Source organism: Bacillus cereus group sp. RP29 (assembly GCF_040459765.1).
GTDB classification, from domain to species: domain Bacteria; phylum Bacillota; class Bacilli; order Bacillales; family Bacillaceae_G; genus Bacillus_A; species Bacillus_A paranthracis.
Map to the genome: position 1 here is coordinate 302,287 of NZ_JARVHN010000002.1, position 15,224 is coordinate 317,510.

A 15,224-nucleotide genomic window follows, 5' to 3' on the forward strand; every position below is an offset into this window, starting at 1 on the left:
TTTGGATTTGATGGAACGCCGTATGCGGTGAAAGTCGCACGTGCGGTGTGAAGCGGGGGAAAAGATAGAGATAATATCAAAGTCTTACCTATCGCTATTTTCAAGACAACAATTTCATCAATTTTTCAATGAACAAGAAAATATTGTTTATATAGACACAGGTAATGATGCAGTAGATTTAATAAAAGGAAATCCAAGTGAGGAAACTATTAAACAACAAGAAGAGAGCGGTTATACAGGGCAAACAGTAACAGGGTTAAGAGTGAAAGGTGAAACAATTTTAGCACCTGTTGCTGAATTGTATCCAGATGTTTTAACAGATGAGGATACAATAGCACCCAGTGATATTTCGTGTGATCAAGTAATAGTATCGCAGCCACAAAGGCGTATTACAAATCAATACTCGGCTTTGGCGGTTAATAATATGTTGAATTTTATTGTTAATCAATATTTGATTGTAAATCATCATATGGTATTTCATGCGAAAAAGGGATATAGCAGGGCATTTCCTGTAACTGAGGAACAAAGACTGCTGTTTAATCGAACAAATAAGGGTATTAAAGAATAATTATTTAAAATATGTAATTTGATTTTGAGTATCAAACGGGATATTGAAAGGAGAATGAATAATGAATAAGTGTACATTTTGTGGAAGAGAATCAGATTTTCATGATACTAAAATCGTAGGTGGTTATCAAATATTAACATGTTGTACAGATTGTGAAGAAGAAATACTTCAAGATCAAGAGGGTTTTAGTATAAATTAAATTTAGAGAAATAAAAGAAGTGAATGGACCAATTGGTTCATTCATTTCTTTTATTTCTCTACCCATAGTACTACATAGAATTACTATTTCTAATTGAGCTTATAGATGTTGTTAACTAAACACATGCTAACTATGTCAATAATATGAAAGGTCTTCTATGATACTAATTTTATCATTTCAATCTTTCCTCAATTTTAAGTACTGGGAAGTAATCACCAATCTCATTTGTTTCCTTTTCGTTACGAGTCATACTAATACTTCCTATGTTAGCATATGTAACAGCTAGTGTTTGCCAACCTTCATGTTTTAGTAATTCATCTGATAATTGACTGTATCTATTAACAGCCATATCCTTAGCTGGAAATAGATTGTTAGATGCTAATACAATAGTTGCTTTTATTTCACCATTTTCAACAGCTACGTCATTTAATTTGTCATTTTCTCCAATAGAATAATACTCAATAATTTCTTTTACATTATCAACTGTAAGTTGCTGTGGCGATTGTTCTACTACTGATTCCTTGTCCGCGGCTGGTATCTTCTCTTCTGCATTTTGTTCTATCGGTTGCGTTTGGGTATCTTTAGTCGCTAAGTCTACCTCTTGCTCAGACGGCTGTGTTTGGGCAGTTTCAGTTTCTGCTTCTACTGGTGCATCTTCTTCAGATATTTTTCCAATACTTTTTTCTGTTGTACCTACTTTATTTCCGTATTGTATATCTACAATATTCCCAGCTGCAATAACATACATATTTGTCGCTTTATTGAACTGATTAATACCATCTTTCCACTCGGTACCTTCTGTATCAGACATTCCTGTTAATAGTTTTGATGTAGATAATTCATATTCTTCCATTGCTTTTATTAGGTTCTTGTGTTGAGTTTCATACTTTTTGTCAGGAACTAAGTCTTTAAATTCTTTAGTTACCTTTCTAAATTCCATAACCGCTTCTTTATACTCTTTTTGTGACGAAGATAGCGAATGGTCTTTCTCTTGTATTTCAGTCATTTTATTGGATGCCTTCCTCATAGCTCCAGTTCCTTTTAAAAATCCTTTTTCATACTTTGTTTCATCTTCTATGTTTCCGCAACCCCCGACAAATAGCATAAGTGGAAGTAATAAATATACAAGCCTAAGCCTTAACATGTTGTAAACCCCTTACTTTCTAATTTTTTGTTTTATTCGTTATAGATTAAACTACTACACTCTTTTTAGGGATTCTAAAAAAATGTAGTAAACCCAGATTTTAAAATGTATGTATTTGATATTCATCTCAATATCTTGGTTTACGAATAATATGTTTGAATAATATTGTAATTGTAACATTTAAATCGAATACTGCACTATAAAAGTTAAAGAAATTATTTCTTGTTTTGATATACAATAAAATAAAAAACAGACCATAAACCAGCAATATAATTTAAAGTTTTTGTATTATTTTCAGTTTATAAATTAGCTGTTTTTGGTTATTGATATGGTATAATAAGTATATAATCTTTTTTCTTTTTCCTTTCTGTAATTAAAGCAACCTATCGGGTTGAAGAGTACGCATTTTTATGTGTTATGTCTTCTCCTTTTAGGTTGCTTTTTTATTTTGCTTAAAAAAGGAGTTATAATTTGAATCATTTATTGAGAGTTTCAAAAACAATACATCCTGTTATTTTAAATGCTTATCGATGGAAAATTACTAAAGGGAAACTTATTAGCAAACGATTAATTAGAATTGAAAATATCGATTTAAGAATCGATACAGAACTCGAAGGTGTTAGCGTAGGTGATACGGTTTATATTCATGTAGGAGATGTTATCTCGTATATCACAGCTGCTGAATGGGATCAGTATCAAAAAGAACAACATGTAATTGAAGATAGTTACAATAAGATGGTAACTAGTAGCATTGGTAATAGAACCTTATTTTAATAAAAACGATAAAAAAAGGAGTGTATATTGATGAATGTATCTATTTATAATCGCGAAAATAAAGAATGGAAAGAGAGAAAAGAAACAAAAAACAACAGTTTTAACGAAGTACTGAAGACATTGCAAATTCTAGAAAAAAATTTAGGAGGTAATACCTGTATTGCACCGTCAGAAATAGATATGGGAATTTATCCAGAGCTGATAAATATGGAAAATATAATACGAAATAAGTTAATAGGATATCAAGAAGATTTTTATTTCTTTGATATATATTATTATTTCTTATTTGAGCGAAAGGTATTGTGGTTAGTACGAGAGACAGGAACGAGAATAATAAATTTATGCAATTATGAAAACGTTGAAGAAAAACAGGTAGCATTTGAAATACTGGAATTCTATATTTATCAAAATTGTAGTGTAATCTATAGCATAATCGATGGGAGATTGAAAAAATTAAATAACCATCAGGCTTTAGAATTATTAGAAAGAGTAAAGATATCAAAGAATTTGATTTGTTAACTTGAGAAAGTTAAATAACAAAATAAATTTTCTGAATTTAAAGATAAAACAAACTTCAATGTGATATAATTTAGTTGCATTTTTTTCTTTTTCTTTTTTATATCACTAATTACTTATAACCTTTCGGGTTAATGAAATTACACAAAAAGGAACTTTATGTTACTTTATTTCATTGTGTAAACAATTCATTTTCCTGGAAGGTTATTTGTTTTGCCTGAAAGGGGTGATGCTATGTTATAGCAACTAATTATTAAATAGAAACTGCTGCTGCAATGTCAAAAGTTTTTCGAAAAGGGGTGCATATTATGTTGGTTACAGTAATTGTGTCAGTTGTGGCTGGTATGGTCTCAGGATTGGCTAGTCATTACATCACAAACAAAAAGTTTTTGTTGCCTCGTAAGAGCAAGCTTGCATTTCACCCGGGTTTCTTGGGAGAGATGTTTGTAGGAAGTATTGCTTCACTCGTTGGTGTTGCAATGTTTAACCCTGAAACAATGATGGATATTCTTAAGGTGAGTATTCTTGCTGGGATTTCAGGGCAAGCCTTTTTGCTGCACAATCGTTTGGCAACGGAACAGGTGAAAACCGACGAGATTCAGTCGATTTCAAAGAAATTGGCCGAACTCGAAAAAAAGAATAAGGAATAAAAGAGGAGTAATTTGGTATAAATAGAAATAGAGAGATGAGGAGATTTGGTTATGTAACGGCCAAATAAAGAGAGTTGAGTTGAGGTGAGCCCGATGTCTCGAAAGGAAGTTTTTGATTATCTAGATGATCAAGAAAAGGAAGATTTAGCAGAATGGACAGAAGAGCTTAAGAATGCTCAATCTACGAAAGCGGTTATACTTTATTCAAGTAAGATAAAGGAACTGCTAGGAAAGATTGAACAACGAATGATTAGTTCAGGAGAGGAAGCAGCGACGGTTAGCTTCTAATTGAATAGCAAGAAATAGAAAAGCTGGTGGAGGATTTATCCATCAGCTTTTCTTTATTATTAAAAAAATTATGAGGAGTGTTTACAATGAGTACAGATTTATTACAACAATTATTAGAGGTTGATCAAAAAGCAAGAGAACAAGAAAGAATACATTTAATACAAAACTTTTTCAATTTAGGTGTTTCAATTAAAATCATAGCGGAAGCAACTTCAGTAAGCGTAGAAGATGTAAAAAGGATAGTTAATAGTTAAATAATGAATATATAAAGTTAAAAACGTTTATAATTGTTTTAAAAGTCCCATCAATAATTACTAAAATAAGGTAAAATGGGTAGAGATGGAGAGACTGGCGATAAGGTCAGTGAAGGGGGATCTGTATTCGATATGTTAAAAGATGATATTATTTTGGATAAGTTACAGCAATTTGTTTCTGGGGAATCTATACAACGCCAAAGTATGAAGAGTAGCCTTGCTGATTATATACTGTCATCTGGTGAAACGTCTAAAGCTGCAAATTGGATAGTTAGCTATATTGAGAGCTTATGTCATGACAAGCATGACAAGGGTGTTTACACTCAAATGAACAATCCTGAATTAATTGCTGATTTATTAGAAGTGGCTTATGAAAGTCTGAGTAGGGACGCTGATCTACAACCATACGTTACAAAAATCGTACGATTATTGTATATTGATAAAAAGGAACGAGATAAGTTAGATTCTGAACGATATGTTCAGTACTGGGCAGCTGTAATGTTGGATGAATTAATTTCGTTAAACGTTTCGTTGCCACAGGAAGTAGTAGAGCTGATTCTATCGGATTATTATAGACAAGATATACCGACAAATGAGTTCATTTGTAGTATATGGAGGAGATTGGCTGAAAGAGGCATTAATATATCCAATCATATAAATTCACTTGTCATAAATGTTAATAACCACGAATCTTCTACTCTCACTAATAATAGTATACTAGCTTTATGGGCATGCATTCACAGGGGATTCTTTGATACACCTATCCCTGATAGTAATCAAACTTACCATGTATGGCTTTGGCATATGACTACAAGCTGTGTAGATAAACTAAAGAAAACATACGAGGAACCTACCCGCTCAGTGGCAGTTGGCTGTCTTCTTGAAACTGCAAGGATATACCCGGAGACTCAATCTTTGATTCTAGAGTGCATGAATAAATGGGGAATTGCAGAACCAAAGCGTCCACGTAGTGATTTTCAACGAGATTTAAAAGAGCTTTTTTCACGTTGCGAAAATCATCCAGGCATAAATTGCTTACCAGAGAATTATGTTATTACTAAAAGAGGAATCATGTTGAGATCTAAATCTAACTCGTAATTCAAATAACATAAGGATCTTACGAATCAAGTCTATTCTTTCAATTAGCCTATCAAAACTGAATTAAGTAAATATATGGTATTCCAAATGAAATAGTAATGCTAAAAATGAGGGGGGCTAAAAATGCTAGAAGAATTTATAGTAACTATGTCAACTTTAGATAGACAAAGACGAGTGAGAGTGTATTTACCGAAAAGTTACGAGAACTCAACTAAACATTATCCTGTTTTATATATGCACGATGGCCAAAATTTGTTTCAAGATGAGGAATCTTTTTTTGGAACTAGTTGGAGAATAACGGACTGTCTTAAAGAAAGTCGTCTAGACATTATTATTGTAGGAATTGATTGCAATGGAGAAGGTACAAAACGTTTTGATGAGTATGGACCTTGGATAAGCAATAAAACCATAAATCGAGGATTATCATTAGATGAGACCATCGACTTAGGTGGGGAAGGAGAAAAATATATAGATTTCATAGTGAAGGAATTAAAGCCACATATTGATAAAAAATATAGAACACTAACAGATGATACAGCAATTGCAGGAAGCTCATCAGGGGGACTCATTTCAACTTATGCAATGGTGAAATACCCATCTATTTTTCGAAGGGTAGCCGCTCTTTCTTCTGCATACTGATTAAATCAACTTGAAATTGAAAACTTTGCCAAAATAAGCGATTTATCAAATATAAAGTATTTTTATTTTGATGTAGGAACAGAGGAATCGACAGTTACGTTTGATTCCAAGGCCTATATTGACTCGAATCAATCCTTTAAGACCGTAATAGAGGAAAAGGGTATAAATTATAGATTTAAAATTATTGAAGGAGCTCCTCATAATCAAATAGCCTGGAGAGAGAGATTTCCTAATATTCTTAGATACTTATATACTAGTTAAAGATTTGTATCATTTCTATTATAAAAAAACAGATATTAATATTGAATAAACTATATTCACTTACTTCCGTTTTCAAGAATTATGTAAATCAGCTGTCCATATGGGCAGCTGATTTTATTTTTCGGCATAGCATAGATTATTGTGAAAAACGCTGACGGTATCCTAGAGAGAATAAAAAGCAACAAAATACTAAACTTTAGAAGTTGAATAAAGGATTATTAAAAAAGAATATGGAGCCAGATACTTTGCAATTGTGATACATATTTTAAGATTGTAAGAACAATAGCAATTTATCGTAAGAATCGCTATTTTTTTATAGTATATTTATGTAAATTATGTTATGGTTTCATATGTTAATTACTTACAATTTCTTAGGGGGTGGGGGGTTGAAGGTAAAGAATCTAATTTTATTAGCATTTTCACTTATGTTTGTAGCATGGGGATCAGCAGGGTGTACTACAAAAGAAAAACAAGTAGACAGTAAAATTTCTATTGAGCAAAATAAGAAAGCAGACTATGAGGAAAACTTAGCATATCTAATGAAAGATGTTTCTGAACAGTCCAAGGTCGTAAGTGACATATTAACAGGCCAAAAGTCAGTAGAAGAGAAGAAGAAAGAATTTGATTTAGCTTCTAAAGACTTACTTGAAACATCTGAAAAGGTTAAAAAATTAAAGCATGATGAAAAGTATAAAGATGTGCAATATACAATAGATACTGCTATGGGTTTACTAGATATGTCACTTAAATCAATTGGAGACGGTCTAGAATTAAAAGATAGGAAATTAATAGAACTAGGTAATGATGCAGTAGTCAAGGCTTCTAAGAAGATAAACGAAGCAAACGAGATGATGAAAGACATTAAGTAGTCAGTTAATTTCATACAGTGGTAATTTAGTTAGCTTCTAAACTACTAGAAAATGAGTTTGAAGAAAGTAGGAAAAGATATGAAACGAAAGGCACTAAAACTTGCTTTACCCGTCATGCTATTAATAGGAGGAGTTGGTTGTGGAAGTAATGCGATAGATGAAGAGAACGCTATTGTTTCGAAAGAAGATGCAAAAAAGGAAGACATTTATGCAGGAAATCTACTCCAGTTAAATAAAGAGTTTAACACTATTATTGAAGATCTAGCTATAGCCGAGGAAAAGGGGTATAGTTCTGAATCATCCAAAGCTGAGTTTGAAGAGAAATTTAAACAAGCAAAGTCAGTTACAGCACAAATGAGAAGATTAGCACCAAGCTCAAAATATAAAGATGCCCATAAAAAGGTATCTCAAGCAACTGCAGCGATAGATAAATCATTTAATAAGCAATTAGACGCTATTAAACAAGAAAATTCAACTAAACTTAAAGAAGCTACAGACAGTATGAGTGAACCATTTGACCAGTATTTAGAAGGGATAAGTGATGTGAACGATATATATCTAAAAGAGATTGAAGATATTGCTGAAACATTAGGAAAATAGGTAAAATAAACGATATTCGTAGTGGCGAATAAAATGGAAACAAATATAAAAGTGGAAAGAATAGAAAAAGCATTTTTAAATAAAGGGGTATATGTCAATGAAACGTAAAATTTTATCTTTTTTAGTAGTTCCAATGTTAATGTTAACTGGGGTTGGATGTGAGACAAAGGTTAAGAAAGATGAAGCAATGGAAGCTTCTGTTAAACAGAATAAAAAAGAAGACTTCAGTAAAAACCTAGAATATTTAATGAAAGATTTCTCCGAACAATCTAAGGAAATAGACGATATTGTAAAAAGTAGCAAGTCAATGAAGAAAAAGTCAGAAAAGTTAAAAGAAGTATCTAAACCATATTTAGAGTTAGTGGACAAAATAAGTAAGTTAGAGTACGAAGAAAAAGATCACCCAGTACAACAAAATGTAGGTGTAGCGATGATTCATGTAAAAGATGGAGTGGCAATCATACAAGAAGGTTTAGATAAGGGTAAAGAATATGAAGTTGATGCTGGGGTTGAAAGATTAGAGACTGCTTCTAAGTTAATTGATAAAGCAAACAAAGAATTAAAAAAATCCAAGTAACCTAACTATTGTAAATGAATAATAAAATTGTTTAATTTTGATCTAAAAAATAAGAGCCTTACTACATTTGAAATGTAATAGGGCTCTTTGAAGTTGTTTAATATCAAATTGATCTATACAATTTCATTCATAAAAAAGATAATAAAGTTGTTTAATTCTTACCGAGCAAACGCCCCCGTTAGTTAATAAGTAGGAAACTCTACTACGGATATAAGTAAATCAAAATCATAAAATGGTGAAGGCACATTAAAGACCTAAATTTTCAACTATTAGATGCCAATTTCACTTCATCTATAATTAAATTACTATCTAACCATTCTTCTAACATCTTATTGAATAGTTTTGGATTTGCTAAAGGTACCCCATGACCAATCTTAGGAATGATAACTCCTTGACAATTGGGGTTGTTAGCCATAATTTCCTTCATTGAATCCTTCATTATTTTTTTCTCTTTTTCACCAACAGTAACTAATATATTGTGTGGGTATTCCCTGAATGTTTTAGGTATTTTAAATGAAGAATTTTCATTCATAACCCTTAAAAAAGCGTCTTTGTTTACTTGTAGACTTTCTTGATAATAAAGATTAAAATACTCCTCGCCTATATATAGGGTTTTTGCTTGAATTTTAGAAAACGTTTTATTCTTTACCAGTGGTAATGCCATTGTCATTATCTTATTTAATATATTTGCAAAAGGAATTGGTTTAACCAAAGCACTATTAATCATTGCAAAATCAATTAAATCTTTTTTCTTACTAAGCATTGAAAGGAGTACTTGGGAACCTAAAGAGAAACCTATTGCCACAACAGACTTGCCTTCTCTTTTTTCTTCTATTAATTTAATTATTTGCTCTGCTGCATAATCAATTGAAAAAATTTGTTCATCTTTTCTGCTATATCCATGTTCAGGTAGGTCAAGAACTAAACAATGAAAATTTTGAGAGAAGAAATCAACTTGTTTATCCCACATCCAACCACTTACTCCACCACCATGTATATAAACCATCATTCTTTCATGTTCTACTCCAAATTCTTTATAATACAAGGTAATTCCCCCCAGCTATGAATTTCCCCCCTTACCAAGATTATACAGTACTTTTTTACTTGAACTATATTTATTCGTACATTGCAGGTACTTTTCTTACACTAACCTGCCGCTTTAGTTCAATAAGAATTAAACAACTTTATTGTCACTAAACAACTATAGGGGAGTGTGTTATATCTAGAGGCTATCCTATAATTAATGAATCCTAAAGCTTAATACATAATAAAAATACCGGTTCTTATTAGAACCGGTATTTTTAATGGTATTATTTCGAAGCACTTATTTTACTTAGTAAAATAAGTGTGTAGTCTAATTCCTATCAATAATCCGTAGGTAACATCATAATAAAACTTCTACCGTTATCAATAATCCATATATGGTGTGCTAATGGAAGTTTATCCACTTTTACATTTGTTTTGGAACGTATCTCAAAATCTTGACTTTCTTGTTGATAATTTAATACTAAATAATTATCTTCCAATTTTAAATCAAAGATGTGTTTATAACTTAATAATGAATTGTTTTTTAAAAGTATTTGTGTTTTGAAGAAATCCCAGATACTTTTAGTTATTATAGAAGGAAGCATTTTATCTATACTTGCAGTTCCATAACATTCACGGTAAATATTACGTAGTTTCATATTGTATCCTCTCTTTCAAAACCAAAGGAGATTGAAACATTTAAGGATAAATCTAATGATGGTACACGTAAGTTACCCCATGTATCTAATGGATCATGCCCATCTATAACATACCTTTCTTCAATTCTCGCTAAATAATAGTTTTCAGCACCAATGCAATTTAGCCAATAAAATAATAGTAAAATAGGCTCGCTATTTTTAATATCGCTTATATTGTTACCTAGTTCTTCTGGCATATCCCAATTAAACTCCGACCAATGCCATAACAGACCGTGTGGCAGTGTATTTTTTGTTTTTGCCTTATTTAGTAAAGCATGCACTTTTTCTACTGATTCAGAATTAGTTAATATTTCATTCATAGATTTTAATAAATCTGAATTTCTTATAATTAACACAACATTTGCCATGTGCTTAATACCTCCTAAAGTATTCTTTATAAAATTTCACGTACCATATATTTAATATATTTTTAAACACCAAGTAATCAAGGGAATGCTGTCCTTGAAGGGACGGAAATATCATTTTAAACTTGACACGTAATTACGTAAAACATAATCACAATCGCTACATATATCCTCATATGATTTTCCGTGTATGGTTTTCTTTTCAATTAGTTCAATTGTCTCGACATAATAGGAACAATTTGTACATTTTTTTAAGTGTAAATCCAATTGATCGGTAGGTAATTTATTTTTATATAGCCAAATATCTACATCAAACTGTATTAGTTTTTTGATTCTTGGAAATTTCATAGTAGGGGTTTGGGATTTAAAATTAACTAAATTAAGCATTAAGGACCTCCTTAAAATATTTCTGATTCACCTCAATTATTTTGGTGAATCAGAAATTTTATCCAAGTATTTAAAATTCAAATCTCATCAAAGTTAAACTTAAAAAGAATATATTGACTATTAATAAGTGAAAAAATTTTCTTAAATACGAATAAATTCATGAGTGTTTATATGAAAATCTTTTTGTTTTTGAAACATAATCACTTCAGAACAATCTTCACTCTTTTTTATTTTGTTTATAAAGGTATTTAATTTTTTTTGATCATAATTTTCTAATTGCCAATATACTAACTCATTCTTCATCGACCAGCCTTTTAAATAATTTTCGCGGAGACCAACTACTAATAAGATTAAATCCTTATTCTTTTTACTAATTTTTTTATATACCTTTTCTAAATTTACATATCCGAGTAGTAGTGCAAATAGCATTTCTATATCACGAGACATACTGGAAATGAAATTTTCATGTTTGGCATATGCAAATAATCTTTGCTTAATAACGGTTAAATCATAATTATTAAACTCCAATACCATTGGGCCGCCCCAATCACCATCAGATATATAGCCAGCTTTTTTTCCATCTATATATACCACTGCTTGTTGAAGTGGTTCACCCTCATGTCCGCGTTTAATTGTGTAAGTCTTGATTTCAATTCCGCTAATACTTGCCATTTGTATTCCCCCTGGTCTGCATAATTTAATCCTTAAATATCCCTCATACAATCTGTGAATAAATAGATTTAAATTTCTTGCGATCATTTATCGTTCCAGATAACTCAAATTTCATTAATACTGGTACGTTGTATTTATCAGAAATAACATCTGCACTCTTTGCAAACATATCTCCCCAATTGCGATTACCACTCGCTGCAACGCCCCGTAAATACTTGTTATTCTTAGTTAAGAAGTCTTCTACAAGTTGTGGCACTTGTCCAAAACCTGTTGTGTAAGTAACGAGTATAAAATCTTCTTCAAGGAGTAAATTATCAGTAATTTTTACTGACTTTATATCAGGAAATGATTTTATAAACCGTTCAACATTACTTGTCTTAGATGCAAATGCCACTAACATAAAAGTACCCCCTTGACTATTTTTTAAAGCAGAAAAGGGGCATATTCTAATTGAATATAACCCCATTTTGAAACTATAAAATTAGGTTCTCACCCAGGTTCTAATTACTGATAGTTAGTTGTTCATTTAGGTCTTCTATTATTGATTCTTTAGTTGATTCCATACCGACAGGAATAACAACTCCATATATAACTCCTTGAATTAAGCCATCTGGATAATTCGGAGTATCTTTAACCCGTTCTAATAGAAATTCAGCAAATTCTTCAATAGTTTCATCATCTTGAGCGTAAAATTGAATGTTCCCAAGAAGGACTAGTTCCGGAGTCTCTGAACTCTGTTGCATTGGCACTAGTTCCTGCATTAACGGTTGACGTATTTCTGGTAAGCAATAATCTAAAAATATGCCTATTGTCGAAATAACCATAGTATCCATGAAAGAAGTAATAATCAGATTTCCTTTCATTCCATAAACACGAATTGCTGCAGCTATTTGACGATAATCTTCGCTATTTAAATACCCTTGAAACTCACCATTTAAATATAAACTAAATAACTCATTATTATTTTCAAACATATTATAATTCCTCCTTATTATCTTTAATAATATTTCTATCATCTTCATAATGACTTGCTGCTGCATCTGAAAATTGGTCCAACAGAAAGTGAATTTGTCTGTCTAGCAGAATAATATCGTCAAATACATGACTTCCAAAGTACATGCTAATTGATGTAATACTTTCAAAGTTAATGCTTAATTCATATTGACCGATCTTACTGTTGAAATAGAAAGTTGATTTTTGCTGTGTGTTTTGGAATTTATGTCGTACTTCTGTTTTTTCGAGAAGTTTTCTTTCTTCAAGTTTCGGGGCGATAAAACGATATATCGCTTTAATTAGACTAGAAGAGAGTACTTCCATCATAAAAGTAAATATTTCTGGATTCTTTTTGTAGATACGATTATAGGAATCTAAAAAAAGCATAGTTTTTGTAAATTCAATTTTTGCTTTAGAAAACTTTTGGATTTCAGTATGTTCGTGAATTAAACAACTATCCCAGTAAGTTTCATTTAGCAGCTCAATAAAATTAGTCATCATAACTCCCTCCATAATAAAAACTCCTCAAAATTGAGAAGTCTGTGTATTACGCATAAATGCGTTTAATATTTTCTTACTGTGCTTCTAGTAGAAATTCTTCGTAGTCTTTTCTCAAAAGTAGATATTGTTTTGAGATGATTTCTTGAATGTCTTCATGTGTTAGATACTGATTTTCAATCAGAGTTTCATTTTTTAATTCTGGCCATGTTTTTCCACATTGATCTAATACGAATTCGTTAAAACTCATTTACTCTCTCCTTTCTAGACAATACAAAAAGCCCTTCAAGGATACAGGATAGTAAGAACTAATGCAGTTTGCATTATATTCTTCTTTCAAGTAACCCGAAGGGCTTATGTGTATTGAGATTGATTTAAAAAATTAAAAAGGTGTATATAACAAATAATATCTCAAATTTCTGAAAATGTAAATTGATTATAAAGATTTCATTTTAGAGTTTGATAAATATAATTTATAAGAAGTAAATATGAAAAAGTTAGAGAATTATCTTAGTTATTAAATAGATTCTGCCTATACTTTAAGTAGAGCCCAATTTATTAAATTTAAATAGTTTATATGTTCATATATAGAATTTTGAAGGGGGTAAATTGTAAATGATTCCAACGTCAACATATGTGGCTAAATGGGTATTAGATGACTTAACACTTGCATCAAGACCGAATCAGGGGATCAAACTAAGTACATTTAAAAAATTAGAGAAACTTTATGTAGAATACAGAGAAATGATTGAGGGAGATACTAGCTTTGAAATCACACATTATTTACTAGAATTTATCAATCCACATAATCTATTTGTAGTAAGAGAAGGTTATTATATATTCGATAATAAAACGATGAAATTCATTAAAGTATCGGACGATATTCATTTTTCTAATCAAAGCTTAGCATATTGTAATAATGGAGTTGCAGTGGATTTAATAAACGGAAAAATGCATTTTTTAGAAGGACATTATTATAAAGTTAAGACCTCATATGTTGATTTGTTAAAAGGAGAAACTATCCCTGTAATGGTACTAAGTCATTTAGATAATAATGTTGGAGTATCAGTTCCTTTGACAATGTTTAATGAGGAAAGAACTTTTAAAATTGCAGAGAGTTATATAGTGGATCTCACCTCGAAAAATTGTAACAATGAGAGTGAATTTAGTGAAAAGGGAAACGTAGTACGATTTCTAAAACCGTCTATTGTGTAGTTAAATATATATGTTAATTAAATTCATAATGAATTTTAGAAGGTGATAAATTTGTCTTTTGAAATGTATACAGCCTTTCGAGGTAAAGTAATTATAAAGGAAGAATATAAAGAATTGGTGGAATTAATAAATACAGGAAGCTGGGAAGAAGCCGCGTTAAAGTTTCCATTTGTTAAAGAATATATAAAAGTTAATCGTAGTACAGACATTCCATTTACAAAGGTACAGATAAATAAAGCACTAGCAGAAGATGATTTTCTATATATGAGGTGGCACGTAGGAAACTGGGAAGAAGAGAATGACTATTATACAAATTTAAAAGGTAATGAATGGTCATTTATAGCCAATTTAAAGAATTACAGAGATAAAGAATATAATGTGACACCTATTTCATTATTTATGAATTTGATATTAAAAGAAGTAGCAGAACATATTATAAAGCTGGAAGCTTGGTATGGTGAAGCTGATGAACCAGAAGAATATGTTTATGTTAATAACAAATTTATAAAGAAGTTGTAGCAGTAATGAATTATTGCTGCTTTTTTATTATTAAATACACTAAAATTATTGTTGTTGGCTTTATGTATATTCATTTATAATAGAATATGGAAAATTTTACACTGCAATAATAAAGATTTTTATTAAATAAGAGCTGGGAGCAGCTCTTTTTATTTTGCTCAGGGGGAGTGTGAAAGAGAATAGTATATGTTAGTGACAAAATTAAACGATCTAATAGAGAATAAAAAATTACAATTAGTTGAACTGGTAAAAAAACATGGTTTTAGTCATACGAAAGTCCTCTATTTAAGTCAGGAAATCGATAAATTAATTAATAAATATATGATTATAAAAAAGGAACCCTATAATAGTAGGGTTCAAAGGGAACAGATACATAAAATAAATAAAGAGAATAATTTAATTATATAAGAAAAT

At 30.7% G+C, this 15,224-nt stretch carries 24 protein-coding genes; 15 read left to right on the plus strand and 9 right to left on the minus strand.

The features are described 5' to 3' along the window. Window positions 1–40 precede the first annotated feature (40 nt). Both QCI47_RS29580 and QCI47_RS29585 read left to right on the plus strand, forming a co-directional pair. Complete coding sequence (locus QCI47_RS29580; protein WP_001203209.1) at window positions 41–568, plus strand: hypothetical protein; 528 nt, start codon at window positions 41–43, stop codon at window positions 566–568. Between the two features lie 61 nt (window positions 569–629). Then, window positions 630–767 (plus strand): hypothetical protein, encoded by a 138-nt coding sequence (locus QCI47_RS29585; RefSeq protein ID WP_001030565.1) that lies wholly within the window; start codon window positions 630–632, stop codon window positions 765–767. 172 nt (window positions 768–939) lie between these two features. On the opposite strand, the gene QCI47_RS29590 is transcribed toward QCI47_RS29585, so the two are convergent. Further along, window positions 940–1,911: a hypothetical protein gene (locus QCI47_RS29590; protein WP_000945234.1), complete on the minus strand. Its 972-nt coding sequence runs from the start codon at window positions 1,909–1,911 to the stop codon at window positions 940–942. 471 nt (window positions 1,912–2,382) lie between these two features. Here QCI47_RS29590 and QCI47_RS29595 point away from each other — a divergent pair, with 471 nt between their 5' ends. The 10 genes from QCI47_RS29595 to QCI47_RS29640 all read left to right on the plus strand — a co-directional run bounded on the left by QCI47_RS29595 (window position 2,383) and on the right by QCI47_RS29640 (window position 8,437). Continuing rightward, window positions 2,383–2,685 carry a hypothetical protein gene (locus QCI47_RS29595; RefSeq protein WP_001016162.1) on the plus strand — a complete coding sequence of 101 codons (303 nt, stop codon included), beginning with the start codon at window positions 2,383–2,385 and terminating at the stop codon, window positions 2,683–2,685. Between the two features lie 30 nt (window positions 2,686–2,715). Beyond that, the gene (locus QCI47_RS29600) at window positions 2,716–3,204 is read left to right on the plus strand and encodes a hypothetical protein (protein WP_001103071.1); all 489 of its coding nucleotides are present in this window, start codon (window positions 2,716–2,718) and stop codon (window positions 3,202–3,204) included. Window positions 3,205–3,509: 305 nt separating this feature from the next. Continuing rightward, window positions 3,510–3,851, plus strand: coding sequence for a DUF4257 domain-containing protein (locus QCI47_RS29605; protein WP_000961792.1), 342 nt, complete (start codon window positions 3,510–3,512; stop codon window positions 3,849–3,851). A 93-nt stretch (window positions 3,852–3,944) separates the two neighbouring features. After that, on the plus strand, window positions 3,945–4,139 hold the full coding sequence (locus tag QCI47_RS29610; protein WP_000087396.1) for a hypothetical protein: 195 nt from the start codon (window positions 3,945–3,947) through the stop codon (window positions 4,137–4,139). Between the two features lie 86 nt (window positions 4,140–4,225). Continuing rightward, on the plus strand, window positions 4,226–4,393 hold the full coding sequence (locus QCI47_RS29615) for a hypothetical protein (RefSeq protein WP_000102280.1): 168 nt from the start codon (window positions 4,226–4,228) through the stop codon (window positions 4,391–4,393). A 132-nt stretch (window positions 4,394–4,525) separates the two neighbouring features. Then, a complete protein-coding gene (locus QCI47_RS29620; protein ID WP_025921774.1) occupies window positions 4,526–5,491 on the plus strand; it encodes a hypothetical protein in 966 nt (321 codons plus the stop codon). A 123-nt stretch (window positions 5,492–5,614) separates the two neighbouring features. Beyond that, window positions 5,615–6,130: an alpha/beta hydrolase gene (locus tag QCI47_RS29625; RefSeq protein WP_000888885.1), complete on the plus strand. Its 516-nt coding sequence runs from the start codon at window positions 5,615–5,617 to the stop codon at window positions 6,128–6,130. Between the two features lie 647 nt (window positions 6,131–6,777). Next, window positions 6,778–7,260 carry a tungsten formylmethanofuran dehydrogenase gene (locus tag QCI47_RS29630; protein ID WP_353812045.1) on the plus strand — a complete coding sequence of 161 codons (483 nt, stop codon included), beginning with the start codon at window positions 6,778–6,780 and terminating at the stop codon, window positions 7,258–7,260. A gap of 78 nt (window positions 7,261–7,338) precedes the next feature. After that, window positions 7,339–7,860 carry a hypothetical protein gene (locus tag QCI47_RS29635; RefSeq protein WP_000822988.1) on the plus strand — a complete coding sequence of 174 codons (522 nt, stop codon included), beginning with the start codon at window positions 7,339–7,341 and terminating at the stop codon, window positions 7,858–7,860. A gap of 91 nt (window positions 7,861–7,951) precedes the next feature. Continuing rightward, window positions 7,952–8,437, plus strand: coding sequence for a hypothetical protein (locus tag QCI47_RS29640; protein WP_025921775.1), 486 nt, complete (start codon window positions 7,952–7,954; stop codon window positions 8,435–8,437). Between the two features lie 262 nt (window positions 8,438–8,699). Here the strand turns inward: QCI47_RS29640 and cesH are convergent, their stop codons facing one another. The 8 genes from cesH to QCI47_RS29680 form a co-directional block, all read right to left on the minus strand. Then, on the minus strand, window positions 8,700–9,482 hold the full coding sequence (gene cesH, locus QCI47_RS29645) for a cereulide biosynthesis alpha/beta hydrolase CesH (protein WP_000291475.1): 783 nt from the start codon (window positions 9,480–9,482) through the stop codon (window positions 8,700–8,702). Window positions 9,483–9,801: 319 nt separating this feature from the next. Then, entirely contained in the window at window positions 9,802–10,122 is a 321-nt protein-coding gene (locus tag QCI47_RS29650; RefSeq protein ID WP_000776829.1) for a DUF960 family protein, read from the minus strand. Continuing rightward, complete coding sequence (locus QCI47_RS29655) at window positions 10,119–10,529, minus strand: hypothetical protein (protein WP_000024606.1); 411 nt, start codon at window positions 10,527–10,529, stop codon at window positions 10,119–10,121. The genes QCI47_RS29650 and QCI47_RS29655 overlap by 4 nt, the downstream gene beginning before the upstream one ends. 525 nt (window positions 10,530–11,054) lie before the next feature. Then, on the minus strand, window positions 11,055–11,585 hold the full coding sequence (locus QCI47_RS29660) for a hypothetical protein (protein ID WP_000146716.1): 531 nt from the start codon (window positions 11,583–11,585) through the stop codon (window positions 11,055–11,057). Between the two features lie 43 nt (window positions 11,586–11,628). After that, complete coding sequence (gene nrdI, locus QCI47_RS29665) at window positions 11,629–11,985, minus strand: class Ib ribonucleoside-diphosphate reductase assembly flavoprotein NrdI (protein WP_000959157.1); 357 nt, start codon at window positions 11,983–11,985, stop codon at window positions 11,629–11,631. A 100-nt stretch (window positions 11,986–12,085) separates the two neighbouring features. Beyond that, window positions 12,086–12,559 (minus strand): hypothetical protein, encoded by a 474-nt coding sequence (locus tag QCI47_RS29670; protein WP_000462742.1) that lies wholly within the window; start codon window positions 12,557–12,559, stop codon window positions 12,086–12,088. A gap of 1 nt (window position 12,560) precedes the next feature. After that, window positions 12,561–13,076: a hypothetical protein gene (locus QCI47_RS29675; RefSeq protein WP_002170406.1), complete on the minus strand. Its 516-nt coding sequence runs from the start codon at window positions 13,074–13,076 to the stop codon at window positions 12,561–12,563. A 76-nt stretch (window positions 13,077–13,152) separates the two neighbouring features. Beyond that, window positions 13,153–13,326: a hypothetical protein gene (locus QCI47_RS29680; RefSeq protein ID WP_000009395.1), complete on the minus strand. Its 174-nt coding sequence runs from the start codon at window positions 13,324–13,326 to the stop codon at window positions 13,153–13,155. Window positions 13,327–13,691: 365 nt separating this feature from the next. On the opposite strand from QCI47_RS29680, the gene QCI47_RS29685 reads away from it, so the two are divergent. The 3 genes from QCI47_RS29685 (at window position 13,692) to QCI47_RS29695 (ending at window position 15,218) form a co-directional block, all read left to right on the plus strand. Beyond that, window positions 13,692–14,291 (plus strand): hypothetical protein, encoded by a 600-nt coding sequence (locus QCI47_RS29685; RefSeq protein ID WP_000613334.1) that lies wholly within the window; start codon window positions 13,692–13,694, stop codon window positions 14,289–14,291. 63 nt (window positions 14,292–14,354) lie between these two features. Next, window positions 14,355–14,810: a hypothetical protein gene (locus tag QCI47_RS29690; RefSeq protein ID WP_025921776.1), complete on the plus strand. Its 456-nt coding sequence runs from the start codon at window positions 14,355–14,357 to the stop codon at window positions 14,808–14,810. A gap of 186 nt (window positions 14,811–14,996) precedes the next feature. Continuing rightward, a complete protein-coding gene (locus QCI47_RS29695; protein ID WP_000961673.1) occupies window positions 14,997–15,218 on the plus strand; it encodes an aspartyl-phosphate phosphatase Spo0E family protein in 222 nt (73 codons plus the stop codon). The last annotated feature ends 6 nt before the right edge of the window (window positions 15,219–15,224 follow it).

What these genes read in the sequence shown, in the direction of transcription:
- QCI47_RS29605 (WP_000961792.1), top strand. Translation starts at nt 3,510, where the DNA reads ATGTTGGTTACAGTAATTGTGTCAGTTGTGGCTGGTATGGTCTCAGGA.
- QCI47_RS29590 (WP_000945234.1), bottom strand. Translation starts at nt 1,911, where the DNA reads ATGTTAAGGCTTAGGCTTGTATATTTATTACTTCCACTTATGCTATTT.
- QCI47_RS29625 (WP_000888885.1), top strand. Translation starts at nt 5,615, where the DNA reads ATGCTAGAAGAATTTATAGTAACTATGTCAACTTTAGATAGACAAAGA.
- QCI47_RS29685 (WP_000613334.1), top strand. Translation starts at nt 13,692, where the DNA reads ATGATTCCAACGTCAACATATGTGGCTAAATGGGTATTAGATGACTTA.
- QCI47_RS29670 (WP_000462742.1), bottom strand. Translation starts at nt 12,559, where the DNA reads ATGTTTGAAAATAATAATGAGTTATTTAGTTTATATTTAAATGGTGAG.
- QCI47_RS29615 (WP_000102280.1), top strand. Translation starts at nt 4,226, where the DNA reads ATGAGTACAGATTTATTACAACAATTATTAGAGGTTGATCAAAAAGCA.
- QCI47_RS29660 (WP_000146716.1), bottom strand. Translation starts at nt 11,585, where the DNA reads ATGGCAAGTATTAGCGGAATTGAAATCAAGACTTACACAATTAAACGC.
- QCI47_RS29640 (WP_025921775.1), top strand. Translation starts at nt 7,952, where the DNA reads ATGTCAATGAAACGTAAAATTTTATCTTTTTTAGTAGTTCCAATGTTA.
- QCI47_RS29635 (WP_000822988.1), top strand. Translation starts at nt 7,339, where the DNA reads ATGAAACGAAAGGCACTAAAACTTGCTTTACCCGTCATGCTATTAATA.
- QCI47_RS29610 (WP_000087396.1), top strand. Translation starts at nt 3,945, where the DNA reads ATGTCTCGAAAGGAAGTTTTTGATTATCTAGATGATCAAGAAAAGGAA.
- QCI47_RS29655 (WP_000024606.1), bottom strand. Translation starts at nt 10,529, where the DNA reads ATGGCAAATGTTGTGTTAATTATAAGAAATTCAGATTTATTAAAATCT.
- QCI47_RS29695 (WP_000961673.1), top strand. Translation starts at nt 14,997, where the DNA reads ATGTTAGTGACAAAATTAAACGATCTAATAGAGAATAAAAAATTACAA.
- QCI47_RS29650 (WP_000776829.1), bottom strand. Translation starts at nt 10,122, where the DNA reads ATGAAACTACGTAATATTTACCGTGAATGTTATGGAACTGCAAGTATA.
- QCI47_RS29620 (WP_025921774.1), top strand. Translation starts at nt 4,526, where the DNA reads ATGTTAAAAGATGATATTATTTTGGATAAGTTACAGCAATTTGTTTCT.
- QCI47_RS29675 (WP_002170406.1), bottom strand. Translation starts at nt 13,076, where the DNA reads ATGACTAATTTTATTGAGCTGCTAAATGAAACTTACTGGGATAGTTGT.
- QCI47_RS29690 (WP_025921776.1), top strand. Translation starts at nt 14,355, where the DNA reads ATGTATACAGCCTTTCGAGGTAAAGTAATTATAAAGGAAGAATATAAA.
- QCI47_RS29600 (WP_001103071.1), top strand. Translation starts at nt 2,716, where the DNA reads ATGAATGTATCTATTTATAATCGCGAAAATAAAGAATGGAAAGAGAGA.
- QCI47_RS29585 (WP_001030565.1), top strand. Translation starts at nt 630, where the DNA reads ATGAATAAGTGTACATTTTGTGGAAGAGAATCAGATTTTCATGATACT.
- nrdI (WP_000959157.1), bottom strand. Translation starts at nt 11,985, where the DNA reads ATGTTAGTGGCATTTGCATCTAAGACAAGTAATGTTGAACGGTTTATA.
- QCI47_RS29680 (WP_000009395.1), bottom strand. Translation starts at nt 13,326, where the DNA reads ATGAGTTTTAACGAATTCGTATTAGATCAATGTGGAAAAACATGGCCA.